General features: G+C 70.0%; 20 protein-coding genes and 1 pseudogene. 11 read left to right on the plus strand and 10 right to left on the minus strand.

From position 1 onward, the window contains the following. Nucleotides 1-104 precede the first annotated feature (104 nt). From ADL01_RS34765 to ADL01_RS34775, 3 genes are all read right to left on the minus strand, one after another. Nucleotides 105-980 carry a hypothetical protein gene (locus tag ADL01_RS34765; RefSeq protein ID WP_053746036.1) on the minus strand — a complete coding sequence of 292 codons (876 nt, stop codon included), beginning with the start codon at nucleotides 978-980 and terminating at the stop codon, nucleotides 105-107. Between the two features lie 204 nt (nucleotides 981-1184). Beyond that, on the minus strand, nucleotides 1185-2303 hold the full coding sequence (locus ADL01_RS34770; RefSeq protein WP_053746037.1) for a metallophosphoesterase: 1119 nt from the start codon (nucleotides 2301-2303) through the stop codon (nucleotides 1185-1187). A gap of 407 nt (nucleotides 2304-2710) precedes the next feature. Continuing rightward, a complete protein-coding gene (locus ADL01_RS34775; RefSeq protein ID WP_078960929.1) occupies nucleotides 2711-3817 on the minus strand; it encodes a LacI family DNA-binding transcriptional regulator in 1107 nt (368 codons plus the stop codon). Between the two features lie 435 nt (nucleotides 3818-4252). Between ADL01_RS34775 and hisC the strand changes: the two genes are divergently transcribed. The 6 genes and pseudogenes from hisC (at nucleotide 4253) to ADL01_RS34810 (ending at nucleotide 13717) form a co-directional block, all read left to right on the plus strand. Next, nucleotides 4253-5332 (plus strand): histidinol-phosphate transaminase, encoded by a 1080-nt coding sequence (gene hisC / locus ADL01_RS34780; RefSeq protein WP_053746039.1) that lies wholly within the window; start codon nucleotides 4253-4255, stop codon nucleotides 5330-5332. A 268-nt stretch (nucleotides 5333-5600) separates the two neighbouring features. Next, on the plus strand, nucleotides 5601-7109 hold the full coding sequence (locus tag ADL01_RS34785) for a cytochrome ubiquinol oxidase subunit I (RefSeq protein WP_053746040.1): 1509 nt from the start codon (nucleotides 5601-5603) through the stop codon (nucleotides 7107-7109). 21 nt (nucleotides 7110-7130) lie between these two features. Continuing rightward, on the plus strand, nucleotides 7131-8135 hold the full coding sequence (gene cydB, locus ADL01_RS34790) for a cytochrome d ubiquinol oxidase subunit II (RefSeq protein ID WP_053746041.1): 1005 nt from the start codon (nucleotides 7131-7133) through the stop codon (nucleotides 8133-8135). Nucleotides 8136-8214: 79 nt separating this feature from the next. Beyond that, the gene (cydD, locus tag ADL01_RS34795) at nucleotides 8215-11751 is read left to right on the plus strand and encodes a thiol reductant ABC exporter subunit CydD (protein ID WP_053746042.1); all 3537 of its coding nucleotides are present in this window, start codon (nucleotides 8215-8217) and stop codon (nucleotides 11749-11751) included. Nucleotides 11752-12148: 397 nt separating this feature from the next. Beyond that, a pseudogene (locus ADL01_RS34805) lies at nucleotides 12149-12543 on the plus strand (ATP-binding protein); the annotation flags it as partial. 106 nt (nucleotides 12544-12649) lie between these two features. Next, the gene (locus ADL01_RS34810) at nucleotides 12650-13717 is read left to right on the plus strand and encodes a M23 family metallopeptidase (RefSeq protein ID WP_053746045.1); all 1068 of its coding nucleotides are present in this window, start codon (nucleotides 12650-12652) and stop codon (nucleotides 13715-13717) included. Between the two features lie 25 nt (nucleotides 13718-13742). Here the strand turns inward: ADL01_RS34810 and ADL01_RS34815 are convergent, their stop codons facing one another. The 4 genes from ADL01_RS34815 to ADL01_RS34830 all read right to left on the minus strand — a co-directional run bounded on the left by ADL01_RS34815 (nucleotide 13743) and on the right by ADL01_RS34830 (nucleotide 18174). Further along, complete coding sequence (locus ADL01_RS34815) at nucleotides 13743-14612, minus strand: Cof-type HAD-IIB family hydrolase (protein ID WP_053746046.1); 870 nt, start codon at nucleotides 14610-14612, stop codon at nucleotides 13743-13745. A gap of 77 nt (nucleotides 14613-14689) precedes the next feature. Then, nucleotides 14690-15601 (minus strand): LLM class flavin-dependent oxidoreductase, encoded by a 912-nt coding sequence (locus tag ADL01_RS34820; protein WP_053746047.1) that lies wholly within the window; start codon nucleotides 15599-15601, stop codon nucleotides 14690-14692. 95 nt (nucleotides 15602-15696) lie between these two features. Continuing rightward, nucleotides 15697-16245 carry an RNA 2'-phosphotransferase gene (locus ADL01_RS34825; protein WP_053746048.1) on the minus strand — a complete coding sequence of 183 codons (549 nt, stop codon included), beginning with the start codon at nucleotides 16243-16245 and terminating at the stop codon, nucleotides 15697-15699. A 174-nt stretch (nucleotides 16246-16419) separates the two neighbouring features. Further along, nucleotides 16420-18174, minus strand: a complete 1755-nt coding sequence (locus ADL01_RS34830; RefSeq protein ID WP_053746049.1) for an SDR family oxidoreductase — start codon at nucleotides 18172-18174, stop codon at nucleotides 16420-16422. A 282-nt stretch (nucleotides 18175-18456) separates the two neighbouring features. Between ADL01_RS34830 and ADL01_RS34835 the strand changes: the two genes are divergently transcribed. From ADL01_RS34835 to ADL01_RS46900, 5 genes are all read left to right on the plus strand, one after another. Then, a complete protein-coding gene (locus ADL01_RS34835; RefSeq protein WP_234354894.1) occupies nucleotides 18457-19470 on the plus strand; it encodes an ABC transporter ATP-binding protein in 1014 nt (337 codons plus the stop codon). Beyond that, entirely contained in the window at nucleotides 19460-20380 is a 921-nt protein-coding gene (locus ADL01_RS34840) for an ABC transporter permease (protein WP_053746050.1), read from the plus strand. Before ADL01_RS34835 ends, ADL01_RS34840 begins: the two co-directional genes overlap by 11 nt. Beyond that, nucleotides 20377-21288, plus strand: coding sequence for an ABC transporter ATP-binding protein (locus ADL01_RS34845; protein ID WP_053746051.1), 912 nt, complete (start codon nucleotides 20377-20379; stop codon nucleotides 21286-21288). Before ADL01_RS34840 ends, ADL01_RS34845 begins: the two co-directional genes overlap by 4 nt. Before the next feature lie 10 nt (nucleotides 21289-21298). After that, a complete protein-coding gene (locus ADL01_RS34850; RefSeq protein WP_053746052.1) occupies nucleotides 21299-22018 on the plus strand; it encodes an ABC transporter permease subunit in 720 nt (239 codons plus the stop codon). A gap of 99 nt (nucleotides 22019-22117) precedes the next feature. After that, nucleotides 22118-22411, plus strand: coding sequence for a hypothetical protein (locus ADL01_RS46900; protein ID WP_234354895.1), 294 nt, complete (start codon nucleotides 22118-22120; stop codon nucleotides 22409-22411). Nucleotides 22412-22745: 334 nt separating this feature from the next. Here ADL01_RS46900 and ADL01_RS34860 read toward each other — a convergent pair whose 3' ends face one another. From ADL01_RS34860 to pheA, 3 genes are all read right to left on the minus strand, one after another. Next, nucleotides 22746-23558, minus strand: coding sequence for an HAD family hydrolase (locus ADL01_RS34860; RefSeq protein ID WP_053746053.1), 813 nt, complete (start codon nucleotides 23556-23558; stop codon nucleotides 22746-22748). After that, nucleotides 23555-24844, minus strand: a complete 1290-nt coding sequence (gene serS, locus ADL01_RS34865; RefSeq protein ID WP_053746054.1) for a serine--tRNA ligase — start codon at nucleotides 24842-24844, stop codon at nucleotides 23555-23557. The genes ADL01_RS34860 and serS overlap by 4 nt, the downstream gene beginning before the upstream one ends. A 580-nt stretch (nucleotides 24845-25424) precedes the next feature. Beyond that, complete coding sequence (pheA, locus tag ADL01_RS34870; protein WP_053746055.1) at nucleotides 25425-26357, minus strand: prephenate dehydratase; 933 nt, start codon at nucleotides 26355-26357, stop codon at nucleotides 25425-25427. Between the last annotated feature and the right edge of the window lie 103 nt (nucleotides 26358-26460).

The raw sequence follows: 26460 nt of genomic DNA on the forward strand, positions 1-26460 counted from the left end.
CCAGGTGGTGAGGCGGCGTCAGTAGCCCCCGTTCCACCTGAGTCCTGGGCCCTGAGGCCTGAGCCCTGGGGCGCGCGTCCAGACCCGCATCCGGACCCCGCCGGTTACTCCGGCGGGTGGTCCGGGCCTCCGAAGTCCGGGCTGGTGAAGTCCGGGCTTGTGAAGCTGGGGCGGTGGCTCGTCGTGGCTCCGCCGTCGGGGCTGGTGAAGCCGGGCCGGTTGTAGCCGAGCTGGGGCATACGGCCGGTGGTGGGTTCCGTGGTCGGCTTGCGCTTCATCGCCGCCGTACCGGGGGCGGCGAGGGCATCGCAAAGGAACGGCAGGATGCCGCGCTCCAGCAGGGCTTCGCGCCAGGCTTCCCTGGCCTGCGCGACCTCCTCGGTCAGCTCGCCGTAGGCTCCTGCCTCCTCCGCCTCCGGGCTGTTGCGCAGGGCGGTGAGCAGCAGGCCGACGGCGGCGACGAGTATCGCCGCCGCGGTCACCGCACCGAACACCCATCCGGTGGTGAGCATGGTCTTGGCGAACGCCGGCTCGGGGTCGAGCATCTTGAGGATGTAGCCCACGAGCAGGAAGATCGCCGCGGCCGTGCCGGCGAGGACGGGAGCCAGCACCGCGACGATGGCGACGGCGCCCGCCCCGGCGGGCTCGGCGGCGGCCTCGCCCAGAGTGGCGGCGAGCCCCAGCGTGTTCGTGCCCGACTCGGTGGAGCCGGAGTCGTGGACGGACGCCGGGGTGGACGGTGCCGGGTGGCGCAGTTCGTCGCGGACCTTCACGTAGTGCTGGTATTCGGTCGACGCGGCGACCGTGATGAGAGCGGTGGCGTTGAGTGCCATGGTGCGCAGTTGTTCGGGGTTCAGCCGCTGACCGACGGCGGCCAGTTCCGGGCGGTGTGGGGCGGAGCGCAGCGCCTCATCGAGGATCCGCTCGTATTCCTGGCGGTCCTCGTTCAGCAGGTGCTGCGGAACGCTGTTCATGTGCATCCCCCGATGCTCCGTAGGGCTTGGGGCTCGGCATGCTGACGAGCCGTCGGGCAGAAACGGAGGGGAGCCTGCTACGGATAAGCCGATGGTAGAGCGGCGACGGCGCGCGGTGACAGGGGATTTGACGAAATTACCGTCCGACTGTCCCCCGTCCGGTGCGGTACGTCGTCGGGGGCCGCCTGCCCAGGGAGCGCCCGGCAGCCGTCAGAGTTCCAGCGGAAGCTTCTGGACCAGCAGTTTTCCGGCCATGGTCACACCGCCGTCCATCGCGATGGCGAGTCCGTCGGCGTAGACATGCGGATGTTCGATGTTCGGGCGGGAACTGTCCTCACCGTCGTCCTCGCCGCCGACATCGCCCACCAGATACGGGATGGGGCTGTGGCCGTGAACGATGCGGGTGCCGCCGTACGTATCGAGGAGGGAGCGTACGGCCTCGACACCGCCCTCGTCGCGGAAGGAGAAGCGCTTGGTGAACTTGCGGAACAGATCCCACACCTCGTCCGCGTCGTTGCGCGTGATCGTCTCGCGGACGGTGTCGTTGACCGCCTCGATCGAGTCGCCGTAGTCGAGATAGGCGGTGGTGTCCGAGTGCACGAGCAGGTGCCCGTCGACCTCTTCGATCGCGTCGAGACGGGCCATCCACTGGAGATGGTGGTCCTGAAGCCGGTCCATGTCGGTCTTCTGGCCGCCGTTCAGCAGCCAGGCCGCTTGGAAGGTGGCCGTGCCCGCGCCGGAGTTGACAGGCATGTCACCGAACCGCTTGGCGCCCAGCAGCAGCAGCTCGTGGTTGCCCATGAGTGCCTTGCAGTAGCCGCCTGCCGCGGCGGCCTCGGCGGACAGCCGCATGACGAGGTCGATGACACCGATGCCGTCCGGACCGCGGTCGGTGAAGTCGCCGAGGAACCAGAGCCGGGAGGTGCCCGCGGACCAGTTGCCCGCGCCGTCGATCAGGCCCTGCTCCTGAAGGGCGCCCACCAGTTCGTCGAGGTAGCCGTGCACGTCCCCGACGACGAACAGAGGTCCCGCGCCCTCGGCGGCCAGGGCCGCGGGGTCGACGGTCACCTGGACCGTGTCACCGCGGTTGATGATCGGCAGGTCGCGTTGGGTGGGTGTGTACCCGTCCGGGTATTCCTCCAGGTCCGCCTGGGTCTGCGTGCCCTCCGGGGTCTCCTGGACCTCGGTGTCGGCCGCCCCGGCGGCGGTCTCGCCGGGTACCGTGCCGTCGCCGAACGGACCGGTCTCATGGACGTACGCGGGCACCCGGAAGTCGCGCGACGTCGCCGTCCGCGTCACCTCGGGTCCCTGACCGGCCCCCTGAGTCATCGACCCCTCCACCATCGCGCCGCATCTGCACCGCATCGGACTGCCTGGTCGCAGCGGCCCGCGGTGTCGTGGGCCCATCATAGGAATGCGAATCGCGCCATGTGATGACCCAGGGGTGGTGAATCGGCGAAGGACCCCAGTTCACCGCGGCTTTCGCCCCGATTCGGAGGGGCTTTCCCGTACGGGCCCGGCCTGAACTTCCCTGCTTCGTTCCTCGGACATCGACGCTTCGTGCGATCATCGCACCGGCATCTGTGAACTGTCCCGACACCGGGGACCCGCGTTCCTGAACGGGGCCGGGCTCCCGTTTCCCCCACGGGGCCGACCCCTCGTACGGCCCCGCTCCCCGGCAGCCGGCCCCGCACAAGCCCACTGTCCCGCCCCTCACCACAGCCCCCGGATCACCCTTACTCGGGCGACCGCGGCGGACTGACCGTCGTGCGCGGCGGACGGCGCTGCGAGGACGTCCGCACGATCAGTTCGGTCGGTATCACCTGCTCGACCGGGAGGTCCGAGTCGACGTTCTCGATGGCGTCGATCAGGAGTTGGACCACCGCCGTGCCGATGCGCCGGGGCTTCAGCGAGAGCGTGGTGATCGGCGGCTCCGTGTTGGCGTACACCGTGGACTCGCTGCAGCAGACCAGCAGGAGGTCCTCCGGGACGCGCAGGCCGTAGCGGCGGGCCGCGGCCAGCAGGTCGGTGCCGTTCGGGTCGAAGAGGCCGTACACGGCGTCCGGGCGGTCCGGGCGGGCCAGCAGCCGGTCGGCGGCCACGGCGCCCGCGCACGGGTCGTGGGCCGGGTAGGACTCGTACACCGGGTCCTGGCCGACCCGCTCGCACCAGCTCAGGTAGGCCGTGGTGGACAGGTGGGTGTAGGTGTCGGTGGAGGTCCCCGTCAGGAGGCCGATGCGGCGGGCGCCGGCGGCGGCCAGATGGTCGAGGATGCCCAGGACCGCGGCCTCGTGGTCGTTGTCGACCCACGCGGTCACCGGGAGCGAGCCGGCCGGGCGGCCGTCGGAGACGACGGGCAGCCCCTGCCGGACGAGTTCGCTGACCACTGGGTCATGGTCGGACGGGTCGATGACGACCGTGCCGTCCAGGGCGACGTTCGACCACACGTCGTGGCGCGAGGTCGCGGGGAGGATGACCAGGGCGTAGCCCCGGGCGAGCGCGGCCGAGGTGGCGGCCCTCGCCATCTCCGCGAAGTACGCGAACTCGGTGAAGGTGAAAGGTTCATCCCCGTACGTCGTCACGGTCAGGCCGATCAGTCCGGACTTTCCGGTACGGAGGGTTCGGGCCGCGGCCGACGGGCGATAGCCCAGCCGGTCGGCGACCTCGCGGACATGGCGTCGGGTGGCGTCCGGGAGCCGGCCCTTTCCGTTGAGGGCGTCGGAGACGGTCGTGATCGAGACCCCGGCGGCGGCGGCCACGTCTCTGATGCCTGCCCGGCCCGGCCGGCTGGCTCGTCGGGTTGTCTCCGCGCGGCTCACCTGGTGCTTCCCTGCTGCTGTCATGGCGAGCCGATAGTAGGGCTCATGCGGTGGGGTAGTGCGGACGCATATGCAGCCGTTGACAGGCACGTTTCTGCATGGTCAATCGTGATCAACTGCCTTAGAAAGAAAGTCAGTTGACTGATATTACTGCCCTACCTGACTTGTCGGCGCGCATAGGCCTGCCAAGTGGCTGATGTCTCGAAGAGGTCTCAACTCACCTCTACGAGGGATGCGCGCCACGGCGTGAGCTACCGGCGCGTGCCGAAATGCACGATGCGCCCCCTGATTCGTACAACTTTGTACGGTGATAACCGGGCGCGGTGGGTGGGGAGCGTCTCGGGCGTGACCGACCCGTACGCGGCGACGCCGAATCCTCATAAGGTGAGGAGCATTGGAACCCGGTAGCCGGCAGCGGATGGCCGTCTTGAGCCGGTGGTGGTCGCGAGGAGGACTGCGGTGAGCGAGACAAGCCCCAAGCTGCGCGCCGAGCTGGAGGGTATCCCCACCTACAAGCCCGGCAGGCCGGCCGCGGCCGGCGGTCCGGTGGCCTACAAGCTGTCCTCGAACGAGAACCCGTATCCGCCGCTGCCCGGCGTACTGGAGACCGTGACGGCGGCGGCGGGGGCCTTCAACCGCTACCCGGACATGGCCTGTACGGAGCTCATGAGCGAACTGGCCGAACGTTTCGCCGTGCCGGTCTCCCATATCGCCACCGGCACCGGCTCGGTCGGTGTCGCACAGCAGCTGGTCCAGTCCACCAGTGGGCCCGGCGACGAGGTGATCTACGCCTGGCGCTCCTTCGAGGCCTATCCGATCATCACGCAGGTCAGTGGCGCCACGTCGGTCAAGGTCCCGTTGACGCCCGGGGATGTGCACGACCTCGACGCGATGGCGGACGCGATCACCGACCGGACCCGGCTGATCTTCGTCTGCAACCCCAACAACCCGACCGGAACGGCCGTACGGGGGGCCGAGCTGGAGCGGTTCCTGGACCGGGTGCCCAGTGATGTGCTGGTGGTGCTGGACGAGGCCTACAAGGAGTTCGTCCGTGACATCGAGGTGCCGGACGGGGTCACGTTCTACCGCGACCGGCCGAACGTCTGTGTGCTGCGGACCTTCTCCAAGGCGTACGGCCTCGCCGGGCTCAGGGTCGGGTTCGCGATCGCGCACGAGCCGGTGGCGGCGGCGCTGCGCAAGACGGCCGTGCCGTTCGGGGTGAGCCAGCTCGCCCAGGACGCGGCGGTGGCCTCGCTGCGGGCCGAGGACGCGCTGCTCGGCCGGGTCGGCTCGCTGGTGATGGAGCGCGCGCGGGTGGTCGACGGTCTGCGCGGCCAGGGCTGGACGGTGCCCGACACCCAGGCGAACTTCGTATGGCTGCGGCTTGGGGAGCGCACGGTGGACTTCGCGGCGGTGTGCGAGCGGGCCGGGGTGGTCATTCGGCCGTTCCCTGGCGAGGGGGTCCGGGTAACGGTCGGCGAGGCCGAGGCGAACGACATCTTCCTGAAGGCCGCGGAGATGTTCCGCGAGGAGTTCTAGGACACTCCGGAGCCTGTCCGGCGGACCATGTGCGGCACGTCACTCAACCCGGGTGACGTGCCGTTTTGCTGCCCGGGCGACCGTGAACCCCGCCCTCCGGGGCGGATGGAAGCTGTTTGGGTACCCCGCGTCTCCCGGGTCGAACGGACATGCGCCATAATTGCTTGTGAATGTGAACGCGTTCACAAGCGCGTCCTGTTTGTCCCTCTCGTGCTGGTCGGCGACCGGGACGGACCGCCGCAATGATCACGGCTCGTAAGGAGGAGATGTGGACATCGCTCTCGCGCCGGAGACTCTGGCCCGCTGGCAGTTCGGCATCACCACCGTCTACCACTTCCTGTTCGTCCCGCTGACGATCTCCCTCGCCGCGCTCACCGCCGGCCTGCAGACCGCCTGGGTCCGCACGGAGAAGGAGAAGTACCTCAGGGCCACGAAGTTCTGGGGCAAGCTCTTCCTGATCAACATCGCCATGGGTGTCGTCACCGGCATCGTGCAGGAGTTCCAGTTCGGTATGAACTGGTCCGACTACTCGCGCTTCGTCGGCGATGTCTTCGGTGCCCCGCTGGCCTTCGAGGCGCTGATCGCCTTCTTCTTCGAGTCCACCTTCATCGGGCTGTGGATCTTCGGCTGGGACAAGCTGCCGAAGAAGATCCACCTTGCCTGCATCTGGATGGTCTCGATCGGCACGATCCTGTCGGCGTACTTCATCCTCGCGGCCAACTCCTGGATGCAGCACCCGGTCGGCTACCGGATCAACGAGCGGAAGGGCCGCGCCGAACTCACCGACTTCTGGCTGGTCCTCACCCAGAACACCGCGCTGACCCAGGTCTTCCACACCCTCACAGCGGCCTTCCTCACGGGTGGCGCCTTCATGGTCGGCATCGCCGCCTTCCATCTGATGCGCGGCAAGCACATCGAGGTGATGAAGACCTCGCTGCGGCTCGGCCTGGTCACCGTCGTCATCGGTGGTCTGCTGACCGCGGTCAGTGGTGACTTCCTCGGCAAGGTCATGTTCAAGCAGCAGCCGATGAAGATGGCCGCCGCCGAGGCCCTCTGGGACGGCGAGTCGCCCGCGCCCTTCTCCGTCTTCGCCTACGGTGACGTCGACGCCGGCCATAACAAGGTCGCCGTCGAGGTCCCGGGCCTGCTGTCCTTCCTCGCCAACGACGACTTCAGCTCGTACGTCCCGGGCATCAACGACGTCAACAAGGCTGAGCAGAAGAAGTTCGGGCCGGGCGACTACCGGCCCAACATCCCGGTCGCCTATTGGGGCTTCCGCTGGATGATCGGCTTCGGCATGACGTCCTTCGCGATCGGGCTGGCCGGACTCTGGCTGACCCGCAAGAGGTTCATGCTGCCGCAGCATCTGCGGGTCGGCGACGACGAGGTGCCGCACCTCTCGCTGCTGCCCGGGAAGGCACTCGGCCCGACGCTCACCAAGTGGTACTGGCGCATCGCCGTCCTCACGTTGGGATTCCCGCTGATCGCCAGTTCCTGGGGCTGGATCTTCACCGAGATGGGCCGTCAGCCGTGGGTCGTGTACGGCATCTTCCAGACCCGGGACGCGGTCTCCCCCGGCGTCTCGCAGGGGGAGATCCTCACCTCGATGATCGTCTTCACCTCGCTCTACGCGATTCTCGCCGTCATCGAGGTCAAGCTCCTCGTGAAGTACGTCAAGGCGGGGCCGCCCGAACTGACCGAGGCCGACCTCAACCCGCCCACGAAGATCGGCGGCGACCCACAGGACGCCGACAAGCCGATGGCCTTCTCCTACTAGGCCCAGGGAGCTGGAATCGCCATGGAACTTCACGACGTCTGGTTCGTCCTCATCGCCGTCCTGTGGACCGGCTACTTCTTCCTGGAGGGCTTCGACTTCGGGGTCGGTGTCCTCACCAAGCTGCTCGCCCGTGACCGGGCCGAGAAGCGGGTCCTCATCAACACCATCGGGCCCGTCTGGGACGGCAACGAGGTGTGGCTGCTCTCGGCGGGCGGTGCGACCTTCGCCGCCTTCCCCGAGTGGTACGCCACCCTCTTCTCCGGTTTCTATCTGCCGCTGCTGCTCATCCTGGTGTGCCTGATCGTGCGGGGCGTCGCCTTCGAGTACCGCGTGAAGCGGCCCGAGGAGAACTGGCAGCGCAACTGGGAGACCGCGATCTTCTGGACCTCGCTCCTCCCGGCGTTCCTCTGGGGCGTGGCCTTCGCCAACATCGTGCGCGGGGTGAAGATCGACGCGGACTTCGAGTACGTCGGCACTCTCGCCGACCTGCTCAACCCGTACGCCCTGCTCGGCGGCCTGGTCACCCTGTCGCTGTTCACCTTCCACGGCACGGTGTTCGTCGGTCTCAAGACCGTCGGGGCCATACGGGAACGGGCCCGGAAGCTGGCGGTGCGCGTCGGTCTCCTTGCCGCGGTCGTCGCGCTCGTGTTCCTGAGCTGGACTCAGGCAGACAAGGGCGACAGCGGCTCCCTGGCCGCGGCGATCGTGGCCGTGCTCGCCCTCGTCGCCGCTCTGGGGGCGGCCTGGAAGGGGCGTGAGGGCTGGGCGTTCGCGTTCTCCGGGGTCACCATCGTGGCAGCCGTCGCGATGCTGTTCCTGACGCTCTTCCCGAACGTCATGCCGTCCTCGCTCAACGCGGACTGGAACCTCACGGTCACCAACGCCTCGTCGAGCCCGTACACGCTGAAGATCATGACGTGGTGTGCGGGGATCGCCACCCCCGTGGTCCTGCTCTACCAGGGCTGGACGTACTGGGTGTTCCGCAAGCGGATCGGCACGCAGCACCTCGCCGACGCCGCGCACTGAGTCGTCTTTGTCTGTGGAGGACGGGTTCGCGATGTTTCACGTGAAACATCGCGAACCCGTCCTCCCTGGACCGAAGGGCATGTTTCACGTGAAACCAATCGATCCGCGGCTCCTCAGGTACGCCGGCGCCACGCGCCGTTTCCTGCTGGCGGTCGTCGGCCTCGGTGCCGTCGGCGCGGGGCTGGTCGTCGCGCAGGCGATGCTCATCGCCGAGGTGGTGGTCGGCGCTTTCCAGCACGGACTGTCGGTCACTGAACTCCGTACCCCCCTTCTGCTGTTGGTGGCCGTCGCCGGTGGCCGGGCGGTGGTCTCCTGGCTCACTGAGCTGGCCGCGCACCGAACGAGCGCGGCGGTGAAGTCGGAGCTGCGCGGACGGTTGCTGGAACGGGCCGTCGCCCTCGGGCCCGAATGGCTCGCCGGACAGCGGACCGGGTCGTTGGTCGCCCTCGCGACACGGGGAGTCGACGCGCTCGACGACTACTTCTCGCGCTATCTGCCGCAGTTGGGACTCGCGGTCGTGGTGCCCGTCGCTGTGCTGGCGCGGATCGTCACCGAGGACTGGGTGTCGGCAGCGATCATCGTCGGCACCCTGCCGCTCATTCCGGTCTTCATGGTGCTGATCGGCTGGGCCACGCAGTCCCACATGGACCGTCAGTGGCGGCTGCTGTCCCGGCTGTCGGGCCACTTCCTCGATGTCGTGGCGGGGCTGCCGACGCTGAAGGTGTTCGGCCGGGCCAAGGCGCAGGCCGAGTCGATCCGGCGGATCACCGGTGAGTACCGGCAGGCGACGATGCGAACCCTGCGCATCGCCTTCATCTCGTCCTTCGCGCTGGAACTGCTGGCGACGCTGTCCGTCGCGCTGGTCGCGGTGACCATCGGTATGCGGCTCGTGCACGGCGAGATGGACCTGTACATCGGGCTGGTCGTTCTCATCCTCGCGCCCGAGGCGTATCTGCCGCTGCGACAGGTGGGCGCCCAGTTCCACGCGGCGGCCGAGGGGCTGGCCGCGGCCGAGGAGATCTTCGCCGTCCTGGAGACTCCCGTTCCCGAGTCCGGGACCGGGACGGTTCCCGAGGGCGGGGTGGCCTTCGAGGGCGTGACGGTCCGGTATCCCGGGCGGTCGGCGGACGCGGTGACGGACGCGTCCTTCGCTGTCGAGGCCGGCGAGACCGTCGCGCTCGTCGGGGCGAGCGGTGCGGGCAAGTCGACGCTGCTGCACGCGCTGCTCGGGTTCGTGCGCCCGACGGAAGGGCGGGTGACGGTCGGGGGCACCGACCTCGCCGGCCTGGATCTGGAGCAGTGGCGTTCGCGGGTGGCCTGGGTGCCCCAGCGGCCGCATCTGTTCGCCGGGTCGATCGCCGAGAACGTACGGCTGGCCCGGCCCGACGCCGACGACACCGCCGTACGGAGGGCACTGGCCGACGCCGGTGCGCTGGAGTTCGTGGAGGCGCTCCCCGAGGGCATCGACGCGGTGCTCGGCGAGGACGGGGCCGGGCTCTCCGCCGGGCAGCGGCAACGGCTGGCGCTGGCCCGGGCGTTCCTCGCGGACCGGCCCGTGCTGCTGCTCGACGAGCCGACGGCCGCGCTGGACGGGGAGACCGAGGCCGAGGTCGTGGCCGCCGTACGGCGGCTGGCCGTCGGGCGGACGGTGCTGCTGGTCGTGCATCGGCCTGCGCTGCTGGGAGTGGCGGACCGGGTGGTGCGGCTGGAGGAGGCCGTCCGGCCCGCGCACCTGCCTGATTCTGGGCAGGCCGGGGGTTCCTTCGGCGGTGACGGGCTCGTGGTGGGCGGCTCGCGGGACGCACATCTCCCTGTGCTCGACGAGGAAGAACTCGTACCCGGCGCTCCCTCGGAGCGTCTCGGTGTGCTCACGCGGGTGCGGGCCACGTCCGGGGCCCGGCGCGGGCGGCTCGCCCTCGCGCTGCTGCTCGGGAGTCTCGCGCTCGGCAGCGCTGTCGGGCTCATGGCGACCTCCGGGTGGCTCATCTCACGGGCCTCGCAGCAGCCGCCGGTGCTCTACCTGATGGTCGCGGTGACGGCCACGCGGGCCTTCGGGATCGGGCGGGCCGTCTTCCGGTACGCCGAGCGGCTGGTGTCGCACGACGCCGTGCTGAGGATGCTCGCCGACACCCGGGTGGCCGTCTACCGGCGCCTGGAGAGGCTGGCGCCCGTCGGGCTGCGTACGACCAGGCGCGGCGACCTGCTGTCGCGGCTCGTCGCCGACGTGGACGCCCTCCAGGACTACTGGCTGCGCTGGCTGCTGCCCGCCGGGGCCGCCCTTGTCGTCTCCGCCGCCTCCGTCGGGTTCACGGCGTGGCTGCTGCCGGAGGCCGGCGCCGTCCTCGCCGCCGGGCTGCTCGCGGCCGGCGTCGGCGTCCCCCTCGTGACCAGTGCCGTGGCACGGCGCACGGAACGCAGGCTCGCCCCGGCCCGCGGGGCGCTCGCCACCCGGGTGACCGACCTGCTGACCGGAACCGCCGAGTCGACGGTCGCGGGCGCCCTGAACGGACGTACCGAGCAGGTGCGGCGGGCCGACTCGGCGCTCACCCGGATCACCTCGCGCGCCGCCACGGCCACCGCGCTCGGCGACGCGCTCACCGCGCTGCTGTCCGGACTGACCGTGGCCGCCACCGCCCTCGTGGCTGCCCAAGGAGTCGCCGACGGGCGGCTCGACGGAGTGGCGACGGCTGTTGTCGTCCTCACTCCCCTGGCCGCCTTCGAGGCCGTCCTCGGGCTGCCGCTCGCTGTCCGGTACCGGCAGCGGGTGCGCAGGAGCGGGGAGCGCGTGTACGAGGTCCTGGACGCGCCCGAGCCCGTACGCGAACCCGAAGTGCCGCTCCCCGCACCGCTGTCGCCCTTCCCGGTCGTCGTCAGGGAGCTGGCCGCCCGCCATGCCGGACAGGACCGGGACGCGCTCGCCTGCCTCGACCTCACCCTCCACGAAGGGCGCCGGATCGCCGTCGTCGGCCCGTCAGGCTCGGGCAAGACGACCCTCGCGCAGGTGCTCCTGCGGTTCCTGGACGCGGACGCCGGCGCCTACACGCTGGGCGGCGTCGACGCGTACGCGTTGGACGGCGACGACGTACGGCGGCTGGTCGGGCTGTGCGCCCAGGACGCGCACCTCTTCGACAGCTCCGTGCGCGAGAACCTGCTGCTGGCGAAGAAGGACGCGACCGAGGCCGACCTGCGCGGCGCCCTCGCGCGGGCGCGGCTCCTCGAGTGGGCCGAGTCGCTGCCGGAGGGCCTCGACACGCTGGTCGGCGAGCACGGGGCGCGGCTTTCCGGCGGGCAGCGGCAGCGGCTGGCGCTCGCCAGGGCGCTGCTCGCGGACTTCCCGGTGCTCGTGCTCGACGAACCCGCCGAACACCTCGACCTGCCGACCGCCGACGCGCTCACCGCGGATCTGCTGGCCGCGACCGAGGGCCGGACGACGCTGCTCATCACCCACCGGCTGGCCGGTCTCGACACCGTGGACGAGGTGCTCGTGCTCGACGGAGGGCACGTCGTGCAGCGGGGGACGTACGCGGAACTGGTCGCCGTGGACGGGCCGCTGCGGGGGATGGCAGAACGGGAGGCGGAGTCCGAGCAACTGGCGTCGGCAGCGGCGGTGCGGTGATCCCCTGCCCGTCACGGGTTCCGCCAACTCGACTTTCGCGGGCAAAGAGTACTTATTAGGCATCGAGGGATGCCCGACCTACCGCTCCGTCCCGAGCCGTGCGTGCCGCAGTTACGGGAAGCCATGCGGGCCGTCGGGAGCGGGCTCGGGCCGCATGCCACGCTGGAGCGGATCTGTGCGACGGCGACCGCCCTGGTGGACGCCGGACGCGTGGCCATCGGTGTCCTCGCCGAGGACTGCACGAGTTTCGCCGACTTCGTTCACCACGGCGTCGACGAGGAGACCGTCCGGTGGGTCGAGCCGATCCGGGTGCACGGCGAGGTCTTCGGGAACCTGTATCTGGGGGACAAGCACGGCGGCGGTGCGTTCACTCGACCCTGGCGAGGTCGCGTGCGAGCTGTCCGCGCGGGTGGAGCGGGAGATCCACAAGGCCGCCGTGGCGCTCGGGTTCCAGCCTTCGCTCCGGGTGGCCGGCCCGGTCGACACCGCCGTCGGCGACCTGACCGGAAAGAAGCTCGTCGCCGCGCTCCGCGAGGGGCTGTCCAACGCCTTCCGCCATGCCGACGCCTCCCGGATCGACGTCGTCGTCGACGCGAACGTGACCTTGCCGGACGGCCGGCCGGGGGTACGGCTGACCGTCGCCGACGACGGTGTGGGCATCCCCAGGGCGGTCGGCGCAGCGGACTCGGGAATCTGAAACGGCGTGCGGAGTCGCTGGGCGGCGACAGCGGGCACGGGCCCGGCGGCGGCCCCGACGGCGGCGGTACGACAGTGGTGTGGCAGGGCCCCGTACTGCGCCCGCCGCGGACCCCGTTGCTGAGCCGTTCGTGGCAACGGGTCCCCCAGGCGTACGACGTGAACAGGCACCGGGCCCGGTTTGCGGTACACGATCGCTGACATGGGCTCACATCGCCGTCATCCACTGCTCGTTCCGACTCTCCTGTGCGCGCTCACGATGCTGGTCGCCCGGCCCACGGCCGCCTTGGCCGAGGACGGGGACTTCGGACCGGATGCCGGTACGGATTCGGGCCTCGCCTCCGAGGTGACCCGGCTGTACGCGGATGCCGCCATGGTGACGCAGCGGTACGAGGCCGGGCGGCGTGAGTCCGAGGCGGAAGGGGCCAGGGCCCGGCGGTACGAGGAACTCCTCGCCCGCGAACGGCGCGACATCGCCGTCCTGCACGCGGACCTGGGCCGGATCGCCCGCAGCCAGTACCGCAGCGGCGGCGGTCTGCCTCTGACGGCGCAGATGCTGTTCGCCAACAACCCCGAGCAACTGATGCGTGGTCAGCGAGCCGTGTGGCAGGCCGACCTCGCCGTCAACAACGCGATCGGCAAGAGCCGGCGCGCGGAGGCCCGGCTCGCCGCCGACGAGGCGAAAGCGGCGGCAGAGTGGCGGAAGCTGGAGCGGCGCAACAGTGAGATCGCCGAGCTGAAGCGGACGATCGAGGCGAAGCTCGAAGAGGCCCGCTGGACGCTCCAGGGCCGGGCCGAGGCCTCGGTCGCGGCCGGTTCGTGCAGGGGCGCCGTCCGGCTCGACCAGCCGGACCCCGGGACCATGCCGGAGTACGTCACTCCCGTGGAGACGTACGAACTCTCCGCGAGTTTCGGCAGCGGCGGCGACCGGTGGGCGAACGGGCACACCGGGCAGGACTTCGCGGTGCCGATCGGCACCCCGGTGCGGGCGGTCGGCGCCGGCACCGTGGTGTCGGTGTCGTGCGGAGGCGCCTTCGGCATCGAGATCGTGATCGAGCATCCCGGGGGCTACTACACGCAGTACGCGCACCTTGCCGCTGTGACCGTCGACCAGGGTCAGCGGGTGAGCCCGGGCCAGTGGATCGGTCAGACCGGCACGACCGGCAACTCGACCGGCCCGCACCTGCACTTCGAGGTGCGCGTCACACCGGAACTGGGGTCGGGGGTGGACCCGGTGGCCTGGCTGACGGCACGCGGGGTGCAGGTGTAAGGGCGGCCCCCGGGTGGCGGGATCCTCAGAGGCGTTCCGCGAGCAGCCGCTCGATCACCACGGCCACCCCGTCCTCGTTGTTGGGCGCGGTCCGACCCTTGGCTGCCGCGAGGACGGCGGGATGTGCGTTGCCCATGGCGTACGAGCGGCCCGCCCAGGTGAGCATCTCGATGTCGTTCGGCATGTCCCCGAAAGCGACGACCTCCTCGGCCGCGATGCCCCGCTCGGCACAGGAAAGGGCCAGCGTGCTCGCCTTGGAGACACCGGGGCCGCTGATCTCCAGCAGGGCGCTGGGGCTGGAGCGGGTGACGTTGGCACGGTCGCCGATCGCGATCCGGGCGGTGGCGAGGAACGCGTCGGGGTCGATCGTGTGGTGGTAGGCGAGGATCTTGAGTACGGGCTCACCGTCGCTCGGTCCGCCCGGGGCCAGCAGTTTCTCGGCGGGCGCCAGATTGTCAGGCACCTCCATGTGCAGTTTCGGGTACTCCGGCTCCTGGTGGAAGCCGTACGTCTGCTCCACGGCGTACACGGTCCCCGGCGCGGCGTCGCGCAGCCGCCGTACGGCTTCCAGGGCGTTGTCCCTGGCCAGCTCGCGCACCTTCACGAAGCGGTGGGTGCCGGGGCCGCCGTGCAGGTCGACCACGGCGGCACCGTTGCCGCAGATCGCCAGACCGTGACCGTGGACGTGCTCGCTGACGACGTCCATCCAGCGGGCCGGGCGGCCCGTGACGAAGAAGACCTCGACGCCCGCTGCCTCGGCGGCTGCCAGCGCGGCGACCGTCCGCGGGGACACCGACTGGTCGTCACGCAGCAGCGTGCCGTCGAGATCGGTGGCGATCAGCCGGATGGGAAGTGCGGCGGCGGGGGTCTCGGGCTCTCGGGTCGCTGAGGTCACCCGGCCATTCTCGCGTATGCGCGTGCACGGCCGTGCGGGCGCCCGCACAGGTGAGTGGCGCCCGGACCGGTGCTGGGTCAGCGCAGCTGCGCCGGTGCCTCCGTCGCGATGCGCTCGAAGACCCGCTCGTCGGCCGCGAAGTCGGAGTCGGGGATGGGCCAGTGGATCACGATCTCGGTGAACCCCAGCTCCTGATGCCGGCCCGCGAAGTCGACGAACGCGTCCACGGACTCCAGCGGACGCCCACGGTCCGGGGTGAACCCGGTGAGCAGGATCCGGTCGAGTTCCCTGACGTCCCGGCCGATCGCGGCGCAGGCGTCGGCCAGCTTCTCGGCCTGCCCACGCAGCGCCTGGACCGACTGCTCGGGCGTGCCGCTCTCGAACAGCCGCGGGTCGCCGGTCGTCACCCACGCCTGCCCGTACCGTGCGGCGAGCTTCAGCCCGCGCGGCCCGGTGGCGGCCACCGCGAACGGCAGCCGGGGGCGCTGCACACAGCCCGGGATGTTGCGCACCTCGTGCGCCGAGTAGTAGTCGCCCTGGTAGGAGACACCGTCCTTGCCGTCCTCGGTCAGCAGCCTGTCGAGGAGAGGGACGAACTCACCGAACCGGTCGGCGCGCTCCCGGGGCATCCAGGGGTCCTGGCCCAGCGCGGTGGCGTCGAAACCGGTACCGCCCGCGCCGACGCCCAGGGTGATCCGTCCGTTCGACACGTCGTCGAGGGAGATCAGCTCCTTGGCCAGGGTCACCGGGTGCCGGAAGTTCGGTGAGGTCACCAGGGTGCCCAGGCGCAGCCGGTCGGTGACAGCGGCGGCGGCTGTGAGCGTGGGTACGGCACCGAACCAGGGGCCGTCCCGGAAGGTGCGCCAGGACAGGTGGTCGTACGTGAAAGCGGAGTGGAACCCGAGCTCCTCCGCGCGCTGCCAGGTCGCACGGCCGCCCTCGTGCCAGCGGCGGTACGGCAGGATCACGGTGCTCAGGCGCAGATTCATGCGTCAGAGCCTAGGCCAAGCCTATGCCCTGTCGTTTGGATCAGCTCGGCCGTGAGGTGCGGTATCTGTTTCACGTGAAACATGACTCGGCGTCGTCAGTGCGGCCCGGGGAACCGCAGATAGCGCGGCGGCACGGTCTCCGTGAGCCATACGCCGTTCGCGCTGACGTGGAAGAGGTGGCCGTCGCGGTGCATGGCGGCCGCGTCCACCGAGAGCACGACAGGCCGGCCTCGGCGCGCGCCGACCCGGGTCGCGGTCTCACGGTCGGGCGAGAGGTGCACGGCGTGCCGATTCATGGGCCGTAGGCCCTCGGCGCGGATCGCGTCCAGGAAGCGGTCCACCGTGCCGTGGTAGAGGTACGGCGGCGGGGTCGCCGGGGGCAGCCCGAGGTCGACCTCGACGCTGTGGCCCTGGCTGGCGCGGATACGGGTGCCGTCGATCGCGAAGCGCTTCTTGTCGTTGGCGGCGACCACGTGGTCCAGTTCCTCCCGGGTGAACCGGAAGCCGTGGGCCGCGGCAGCCGCGATCAGCGTGTCGATCTCGACCCAGCCGCCCTCGTCGAGGGCGAGCCCGATCCGCTCCGGCTGGTGCCGAAGATGCTTCGACAGGTACTTCGACACCTTCACGGTGCGTCTTTCATCCATCCCGTAAGGGTGAGCTGCGAGACAGCGATCACGCACATGATTTTGTTCACCAGGTTTGATCCACAGCCAAGTGCAGTTATCCACAAGGGATTTGAAGAAACTGTGGACAATCGGGCGGCGTTTTAGCGCGCTTGGTCAACTTGGTTACGTATGCGTATTTTTGTCGTCGCTGGTTCACAGCGGCGGTTCCATCCGTGCGAGCGCCCTCAATGCCCCCGGCATGACGCGGGACATGAGACGCCCCGCCCTGGCCTCCGGCGTCACCGGCGAGACCGCCTCGTTGCGTACCACCGCGCGCAGGACGGCCGAAGCGACCTTCTCTGGCGGATAGTTGCGCAGCCGGTAAAGACGTGCCGCCCGCTTCTGCCGACGGGCCTGCTCCTGCGCGTCGACTCCCGTGAAGCGCGCGGTCGTTGTGATGTTCGTGTTGACGAACCCGGGGCAGATCGCCGAGACGCCGATGCCCTGGCCCGCGAGCTCGGCACGCAGACACTCGCTGAGCATCAGCACCGCTGCCTTCGAAGTGCTGTACGCGGGCAGCGCCTTGGAAGGCAGGTAGGCGGCGGCCGACGCGATGTTCACGATGTGGCCGCCCTGCCCGCGCTCGGCCATCTGCTTCCCGAAGAGCCGGCAACCGTGGATCACGCCCCACAAGTTGACGTCCAGGACCTTCTTCCAGTCCTCCGGAGTGGTGTCGAAGAAGGACCCGGAGAGCCCGATCCCCGCGTTGTTCACCAGCACGTCGACGACGCCGTACTCGGTGGCGACCTTCTCGGCGAGCTTCTCCATCGCCTGTTCCTCGGTGACGTCGACCGGCTCCGCCCAGGTCTCGGGGGCGCCGAGCAGACGGGCCAACTCGGCTGTGCGGGCGGCGGCTTCGGCGTCCCGGTCGACGGCCACCACGCGGGCACCCGACTCGGCGAACGCCAAGGCCGTGGCCCGTCCGATGCCGCTGCCCGCGCCGGTGACCAGGACGAGCCGACCGCCGAAACGCTGTGCGTACCTGCCCGTTGGCGTCGCCGGGAGGCGTCCGGCCTCGGTGGTGGTCACGAACTCCCCGATCCAGGCGGCCACCTGGTCGGGCCGGGTACGCGGGAGCCAGTGCCTGGCGTCGAGCGTGCGGCGCACCAGCCCGGGTGCCCACTGTTCCAGTCCGTCGTTCAGCCGCTCGGAGAGGAACGCGTCCCCCAGCGGCGTGATGAGCTGCACGGGCGCGTGCGCGTACGCGTCCGTGCGCGGCCTGCGCAGCCGGGACCGGACGTTGTCCCGGTACAACCAGGCGCCGTTGGCCGCGTCCGAGGGCAGGGAAGCGGTCGGGTAGCCGTCCCCGGAGACCTTCTCGCGGCGGGCCAGCAGCTTCGGCCAGCGTCTGCCGAGGGGGCCGCGCCAGGCGAGTTCGGGCAGCACGGGCGTGTGCAGCGCGTACACGTACCAGGATCTACGGCCTTGGCCCAGGAGTTGGGCGACCGCGCGGGGCGTGGGCCGCTTAAGGCGTCCCTTCGCCCAGTGGCCCATATGGTCGAGGGACGGCCCGGACATCGACGTGAACGACGCGATCCGGCCCTCGGCGCGCGCGACGGTGACGAACTCCCAGGCCTGCACCGAGCCCCAGTCGTGCCCCACCAGGTGCACCGGCCGGTCCGGGCTGACCGCGTCCGCGACGGCCAGGAAGTCGTCGGTCAGCTTCTCCAGGGTGAAACCGCCGCGCAGCGGACGCGGCGCCGTCGAACGGCCGTGGCCCCGCACGTCGTACAGCACGACGTGGAAGCGGCCGGCGAGGCGCGCGGCGACCGCCGACCACACCTCCTTGGAGTCCGGATAACCGTGCACGAGAATCACCGTGGGGTGCGCCGGGTCCCCCAGCTCGGCGACGCACAGCTCGACCCCGCCCGTCCGTACCTGGCGCTCACGCGCCCCGTCGACCGTCACTTCGCCTCCGTCCGGCGCCGCACGTGCGGCGACTCGTCGTCCAGCCGGCACGCGCACTCGTACGCGAGCCCCCGTCGACCGCGCTGTGTGCCCGTGACCTGACCTGAACTCGCGAATCTGGCACCTGTTAGAGCCGGCGTCAACAATCGAACGTCTGTCTGTGGATAACCCGTCACCGGTTGTTCTACCTGAGAGGGTCCCCCTACGGGCACGTACGACTGAAGGTGGATGCCGAGACAGCTCTTCGGGTTGACGACGGATGTGGCGTGCGCCACTACCGTCATGGATGTGACTGTGATCGCGACCGAAAGCCTGAGCAAGCGGTTCCCCCGGGTGACCGCGCTCGACCGGCTCTCCATGGACATCGGACCCGGTGTGACCGGACTTGTCGGTGCCAATGGCGCCGGCAAGTCCACCCTGATCAAGATCCTGCTGGGTCTGTCTCCCGCCACGGAGGGCCGCGCCACCGTGCTCGGCCTCGACGTCGCCACCGAAGGCGGCGCCATCCGTGAGCGCGTCGGCTACATGCCGGAGCACGACTGCCTGCCGCCCGACGTCTCGGCCACCGAGTTCGTCGTGCACATGGCGCGCATGTCCGGGCTCCCGCCGGCCGCCGCCCGCGAGCGCACCGCGGACACCCTGCGCCATGTCGGGCTCTACGAGGAGCGCTACCGTCCCATCGGTGGCTACTCGACCGGCATGAAGCAGCGCGTCAAGCTCGCCCAGGCCTTGGTCCACGACCCGCAGCTGGTCTTCCTGGACGAGCCGACCAACGGCCTGGACCCGGTCGGCCGCGACGAGATGCTCGGCCTGATCCGCCGTATCCACACCGACTTCGGCATTTCGGTACTGGTCACCTCGCACCTGCTCGGCGAGCTGGAGCGGACCTGTGACCACGTGGTGGTCGTCGACGGCGGCAAGCTGCTGCGGTCCAGTTCCACCACGGACTTCACCCAGTCCACGGCCATCCTCGCCATCGAGGTGACCGACACCGACGAACACCCGGACGGCACCGCCGCGGTGCGCGACGCGCTCCACGCGCGCGGGGTGGAGACGCACGACGGCAGCGGCCTGCCCGGCGCCGGACACATCCTGCTGCTCACCGCGCAGGGCGAGGACACCTACGACCTCGTCCGGGACACGGTCGCCGACCTCGGCCTCGGCCTGGTGCGCATGGAACAGCGCAGGCACCACATCTCCGAGGTCTTCACGGACAGCGACGACCAGCAGAGCACCGCACAACAGAGCACCGCACAGCACAGCGCGGGAAAGGAGGCGGTCGGCCATGGCGGTTGAGCAGACCCCGGCACAGGCGGGCGCCCAGTCCCGTATCCACAACATCGGCTACCGCTCGTACGACGGCCCGCGCCTGGGCCGGGCGTACGCCCGCCGCTCGCTCTACTCGCAGTCCCTGCGCGGCGCCTACGGCCTCGGCCGCTCGGTGAAGTCCAAGGTGCTGCCGATGGTGCTGTTCGCGGTGATGTGCGTTCCGGCGGCCATCATGGTGGCGGTCACGGTCGCCACCAAGGCCAAGGAACTGCCCGTCGAGTACACGAACTACGCGATCGTCATGCAGGCGGTCATCGGCCTGTACGTCGCCTCGCAGGCACCCCAGGCCGTCTCCCGCGACCTGCGCTTCAAGACCGTACCGCTGTACTTCTCGCGGCCGATCGAGACCGCCGACTACGTCCGGGCGAAGTTCGCGGCGCTGGCCTCGGCCCTCTTCATCATCACCGCGGTGCCGCTGGTCGTGCTCTACGCGGGCGCCCTGCTGGCCAAGCTCGACTTCACCGACCAGACCAAGGGATTCCTCCAGGGGCTCGTCTCCGTGGCACTGCTCTCGCTGCTGTTCGCCGGTATCGGCCTCGTCATCTCGGCGGTCACCCCGCGCCGCGGCTTCGGCATCGCGGCCGTCATCGCCGTACTGACCATCTCCTACGGGGCGGTGTCCACACTCCAGGCCATCGCCGACGCGCAGACCCTGGGGGACGGGGGCAGTTCGAGCGTCGTTCCCTGGATCGGCCTCTTCTCGCCCATCTCGCTCATCGACGGGGTGCAGACGGCCTTCCTGGGCGCGAAGTCCGCCTACCCCGGAGGGGTGGGCCCCGGCGCCGGCGAAGGTGTGGTCTTCCTCCTCGTCGTCCTGGGTCTCATCGCCGGCTGCTACGGCCTTCTGATGCGCCGCTACCGAAAGGTCGGACTGTGACCACGCTCAACATCGACCACGTCTCGCGCTGGTTCGGCAACGTGGTGGCGGTCAACGACATCACCATGACGATCGGCCCTGGCGTCACCGGCCTCCTCGGCCCCAACGGCGCGGGAAAGTCCACCCTCATCAACATGATGGGCGGCTTCCTGGCCCCCTCCACCGGCACCGTCACCCTCGACGGACAGCCCGTGTGGCGCAACGAGCAGATCTACAAGCACATCGGCATCGTCCCCGAGCGTGAGGCGATGTACGACTTCCTCACCGGCAAGGAGTTCGTCGTCGCCAACGCCGAGCTGCACGGACTGGGCGCCAAGGCGGCACAGCGGGCGCTCGCCACGGTCGAGATGGAGTACGCGCAGGACCGCAAGATCTCGACGTACTCCAAGGGCATGCGCCAGCGCGTCAAGATGGCTAGCGCGCTCGTCCACGAACCGTCGCTCCTGCTGCTCGACGAGCCCTTCAACGGCATGGACCCGCGCCAGCGCATGCAGCTCATGGACCTGCTGCGCCGTATGGGCGCCGAGGGCCGCACGGTCCTGTTCTCCTCGCACATCCTCGAAGAGGTCGAACAACTGGCCGCCCACATCGAGGTCGTCGTCGCTGGACGGCACGCGGCCAGCGGCGACTTCCGCCGCATCCGCCGGCTGATGACCGACCGCCCGCACCGCTACCTCGTACGCTCCAGCGACGACCGGGCCCTCGCCGCCGCGCTGATCGCCGATCCGTCGACCTCCGGCATCGAAGTGGACCTCGCGGAGGGCGCGTTGCGCATCGAGGCCGTCGACTTCGGCCGCTTCACCGCCCTGCTGCCCCGCGTCGCCCGGGATCACGGCATCCGGCTGCTCACGGTCTCGCCGTCCGACGAGTCCCTCGAATCCGTGTTCTCGTATCTCGTCGCCGCGTAGGAGGCCGAAAATGTACGACCCCACAGTCGCCCGGCTCACCTACCGGGCCCTGCTCGGCCGCCGCCGGGCCCTCATCCTCGGCGCGCTGCCCCTGCTGCTCATCGTGATCTCCGTCGCCGTACGCGCCCTCGTCGGCGCCGACGACCAGACGGCGGCGGACGTGCTGGGCGGACTCGCGCTCGCCACGATGGTGCCGATCATCGGCGTCATCGCGGGCACCGGCGCGATCGGCCCGGAGATCGACGACGGCTCCGTGGTGTACCTGCTCTCCAAGCCGCTCAAGCGGCCCAAGATCATCTACACCAAGCTGATCGTCGCGATCGGCGTCACCATGGCGTTCTCGGCGGTGCCGACGTTCATCGCCGGGCTCATCCTCAACGGCAACGGCCAGCAGGTCGCCGTCGCCTACACGGTCGCCGCGCTGGTCGCCTCCATCGCCTACGCCGCGCTCTTCCTGCTGCTCGGCACGGTGTCCCGGCACGCGGTGGTCTTCGGGCTCGTCTACGCCCTGGTCTGGGAGGCCCTGTTCGGCTCTCTGGTGCCCGGCGCGCGCACGCTGAGTGTCCAGCAGTGGGCGCTGGCCATCGGCCACAAGGTCACCGGCGGCGACCTGGTCACCTCGGACGTCGGCCTGACCACGGCGACGGTCCTGCTGATCGCGGTCACCGTCCTCGCCACCTGGTACGCCGGCCAGAAGCTGCGCACGCTGACACCGACCGGCGACGAGTAGTCCGTACGGCCCGGGGCGCGGTGCGGTCTCCTGACGGAGACTTCACACGTGTCCGGGCAGACTGGACAAAACGGGGACACGGGGCAGAGGGGAACGGGGATGGCGGGGAAGGCAGTACGGGGCCACGGGCCCGGCAAGGGGCAGAGCCAGGGTCAGGGCCAGGGTGACCGACCGGCCGGATCCGGTGAGGTCTCCGAGGAGGCCTGGGACGAGCTGGTTCTCGACGAGGACTTCATACGTTCCGCCGGTACGGCCGAACCGTCCGCCCGCGCCCGGATGCTCGCGGCGCGGTGGCGCGACGAGGCGCCGGAGCCGCAGCCCTGGCGGTCGGACGAGCCCCCGGCCGGCTGGTTCTTCAGCAAGTCCCGTCGCCGCAGGTGGCGCCGGAAGTAGCGCGGCCGACCGGCCCTGGAGTCGCTCACCAGTTTTACTCGGTGGCGCCCGACTCGGCGTACGGGCACAGTAGTTGTGTCCAGTACGCCGGATCTGTCCGATGTCGAAGATCCGGTGGCTGGTGTCGGTTCTGGGAGCGGAGCCGGGCGACGCCGATGCACGGCGGTCCGCGCGGCTTCCTTCAGGGCAGCCCGTGGCGGGCGCCGGAGCACCACTACCTCCGGCGGGCCCGTTGAGCGGGGGGAGCTGCCCGGGGCGGCCACTTCGAGCGCGCGAGTCACTTCGCGCGGGCCGCCCTCCCAGGCCCCCGACCTCGGCAGAGCGGCGCGGGGGACTACGCCAGCAACCGTTCCAGCACCACCGCGATGCCGTCCTCGTCGTTCGACGACGTCACCTCGTCCGCCACCGCCCGCAGTTCGGCGTGGGCGTTGGCCATCGCCACCCCGTGGGCCGCCCAGCTGAACATCGGGATGTCGTTGGGCATGTCGCCGAAGGCGATCGTGTCGGCGGGTTTCAGACCCAGCCGACGGGCCGCGAGGGACAGGCCCCTCGCCTTGGACAGGCCCAGGGGGAGGAGTTCGACGATCCCCTCGCCGGCCATGGTGACCGTGACGAAACCGCTCGCCGTCCGCACGGCGACCTCGGTGAGCTCGTCGGAGGACAGGGTCGGATGCTGGATGTAGATCTTGCCCAGCGGCTCGGTCCAGAGGTCCGACGGGTCCGTGAGCGGAACGAAGGGCAGCGAGCCCACGCCCAAGTAGCCCGGCCCGACCAGCACCTCGCCGTCGATGGCCGCCCGGCTCGCCGCCAGGAACAGCGGACCGACCTCCGCCTCGATCTTCGCCAGCGCGAGCGAGGCCAGCTGCCGGTCCAGGGTGATCGACGTCAGCAGCCGATGCGCCCCGACGTCGTACACCTGTGCGCCCTGGCCGCAGACCGCGAGGCCCTCATAGCCCAGTTCGTCGAGGATGTGCCGCGTCCAGCGCACTCCCCGGCCGGTGACGACGATGTGCGCGGCGCCCGCCGCGGTGGCCGCGGCGAGTGCCTCACGGGTGCGCGCCGAGACCGAGTCGTCGGAGCGCAGCAGCGTTCCGTCGAGGTCGGTCGCGACGAGCCGGTAGGGGAACGACCCGGCGGCTGCGGTCACTTGGCGACCGGCTCCAGCAACTCCCGGCCGCCCAGGTACGGACGCAGCACCTCGGGCACGCGCACCGAGCCGTCGGCCAGCTGGTGGTTCTCCAGGATCGCCACGATCGTGCGCGGTACGGCGCACAGCGTGCCGTTGAGCGTCGCCAGCGGCTGGACCCGGTTCTTGCCGTCGCTGGTGTCGCGCATCCGCACGGACAGACGCCGGGCCTGGAAGCCGTCGCAGTTGGAGGCCGAGGTCAGCTCGCGGTACTTGCCCTGGGTCGGGATCCACGCCTCGCAGTCGAACTTGCGCGAGGCGGACGCGCCCAGGTCGCCCGAGGCCACGTCGATGACCTGGAAGGGCAGTTCGAGGCCGGTCAGCCACTGCTTCTCCCAGTCGAGGAGACGCTGGTGCTCGTTCTCCGCGTCCGCCGGGTCGACGTACGAGAACATCTCGACCTTGTCGAACTGGTGGACGCGGAAGATGCCTCGCGTGTCCTTGCCGTACGTGCCGGCCTCGCGGCGGAAGCACGGCGAGAAGCCGGCGTAGCGCAGCGGCAGCTTGTCGGCGTCGAGGATCTCGTCCATGTGGTAGGCGGCGAGGGGGACCTCGGAGGTGCCGACCAGGTAGTAGTCGTCCTTCTCCAGGTGGTACACGTTCTCCGCGGCCTGGCCGAGGAAGCCGGTGCCCTCCATCGCGCGCGGGCGGACCAGCGCCGGGGTCAGCATCGGTGTGAAGCCGGCCTCCGTGGCCTGCGCGATCGCCGCGTTGACGAGGGCGAGCTCGAGGAGCGCGCCGATGCCGGTGAGGTAGTAGAAGCGCGAGCCGGACACCTTGGCGCCGCGCTCGACGTCGATGGCGCCCAGCGCCTCGCCCAGCTCCAGGTGGTCCTTGGGCTCGAAGCCCTCGGCGCCGAAGTCGCGGATCGTGCCGTGCGTCTCGAGGACGACGAAGTCCTCCTCGCCGCCGATCGGGACGTCCGGGTGGACCAGGTTGCCGAGCTGGCCGAGGAGCTTCTTGGTCTCCTCGTCGGCCTCGTGCTGCTCGGCGTCGGCCGCCTTGACGCCGGCGGCGAGCTGTCCGGCCTTCGCCAGCAGCTCGGCCTTTTCGTCGCCCGAGGCCTTGGGGATCAGCTTGCCGAGTGCCTTCTGCTCGGAACGCAGCTCGTCGAAGCGGACGCCGGACGCCCTGCGCCGCTCGTCGGCGGACAGGAGAGCGTCGACGAGCGCGACATCCTCTCCACGGGCACGCTGCGAAGCGCGCACACGGTCGGGGTCCTCACGAAGCAGGCGAAGGTCAATCACCCTCCAAGGCTACCGGTGTGAGGTCGGCACTCACGACTCGGTATTTCCCCGCGCGCCCCGTGTTGCTGTTTGCCCGAAATGTCGATCTATTCGAAGGGTGTCAAATGGCGGCATGCGGCTTCCCTGGAAAGGGTCGGACGGCGGCGCCTGGTTGACTCGAATCCCTTGTGGAGTAGGGGACTTGGGGGCGGGGTCGTCCACAGTAATCCACACCCGGACAGAGTTATCCACAGGCTGTGCGAAAGATCTGTGGATTACGGAAGTGATCATTGAGAAAGGTGTCCGCGAGACGATCAATTCCCGAAGCAAACCACCCTCACGCCCCCTTTTGGGTGGAAATGCGCAACCCGGGGAGTTACACCAGGGAAACGAGTGGACGAAGGGTGGGGTGCTGGACTGTGGACGAGTCGACTGCCTGTAGGGCGACTTGTCGACAGACTCACGTTTCGTTGTCGACTTGTCCCCAGGTCGAGAAGCCAGCCTGTGGATAACTTCTGTGGATAACGGAAATCGGCTGGTAGGACTGGCTCGGACCACCGAGTGATTGCCGGGGATCGCCGAGTGATCGCCGACGAACCGGCTAGAAGCGGCCGTCCTGGCAGCGAGCCACCCAGTCCGAGGCCGTCACGAACGCCTCGTCGGACGTCCCTGGCAGCGGAGGGCGGACATCCTCCACACCGATGTCCGCACGCGGGTACGAACCCAGGTACCGCACCTTGAGACAGATCCGCCGGAGCCCCATCAGGGCCTCGGCGACCTTCCGGTCCGAGATATGGCCCTCGGCGTCAATGGCGAAGCAGTAGTTGCCGATGCCCTGCCCGGTCGGCCGGGACTGGAGCAGCATCAGGTTGACGCCCCGTACCGCGAACTCGTCCAGCAGATCACGCAGTCCACCGGGGTGGTCGTCGCGCTGCCAGATGACGACGGACGTCTTGTCCGCGCCGGTCGGCGCCGCGGGCCGGGCGGGCCTGCCCACCAGGACGAACCGGGTCTGCGCGTTCTCCGCGTCGTGGATGCCGGTCTCCAGCGCGGTGAGACCGTACCGGGCGGCGGCGAACTCGCCCGCGAAGGCGGCGTCGTAGCGGCCCTCCTGGACCAGCCGGGCACCGTCCGCGTTCGAGGCCGACGACTCCCACACCACGTCCGGCAGGTTGACCTTCATCCAGTTGCGGATCTGCGACTGCGCGGCCGGATGGGCGGTGACGGTCTTGATCTCCGACAGCTTGGTGCCCGGCCTCACCAGCAGCGCGAAGGTGATCGACAGCAGCACCTCGCGGTAGATCATCAGCGGGGAGCCGGCGACCAGCTCGTCGAGCGTGGTGGTGATGCCGCCCTCGACGGAGTTCTCGATCGGCACGAACGCGGCCTCGACCTCACCGCTGCGCACCGCGTCGAGGGTGGCCGGCACGGACACCATCGGGATCAGCTCTCGGGTGGCCGTCTCCGGAAGCGTGCGCAGGGCAACCTCGGTGAAGGTGCCCTCGGGGCCGAGATACGCGTAGCTGGCTGGCATGCCCTCACCCTAATGGCCCTTGCCGGACCCGGCGCACGCTTCCCGACCCCCACCACGCAGGGGGCGACTGGACCATGCCGGCCACTTCACCGCCCTGCCGTCA

The sequence above is a fragment of the Streptomyces sp. NRRL WC-3618 genome (assembly GCF_001280005.1).
GTDB lineage: Bacteria > Actinomycetota > Actinomycetes > Streptomycetales > Streptomycetaceae > Streptomyces.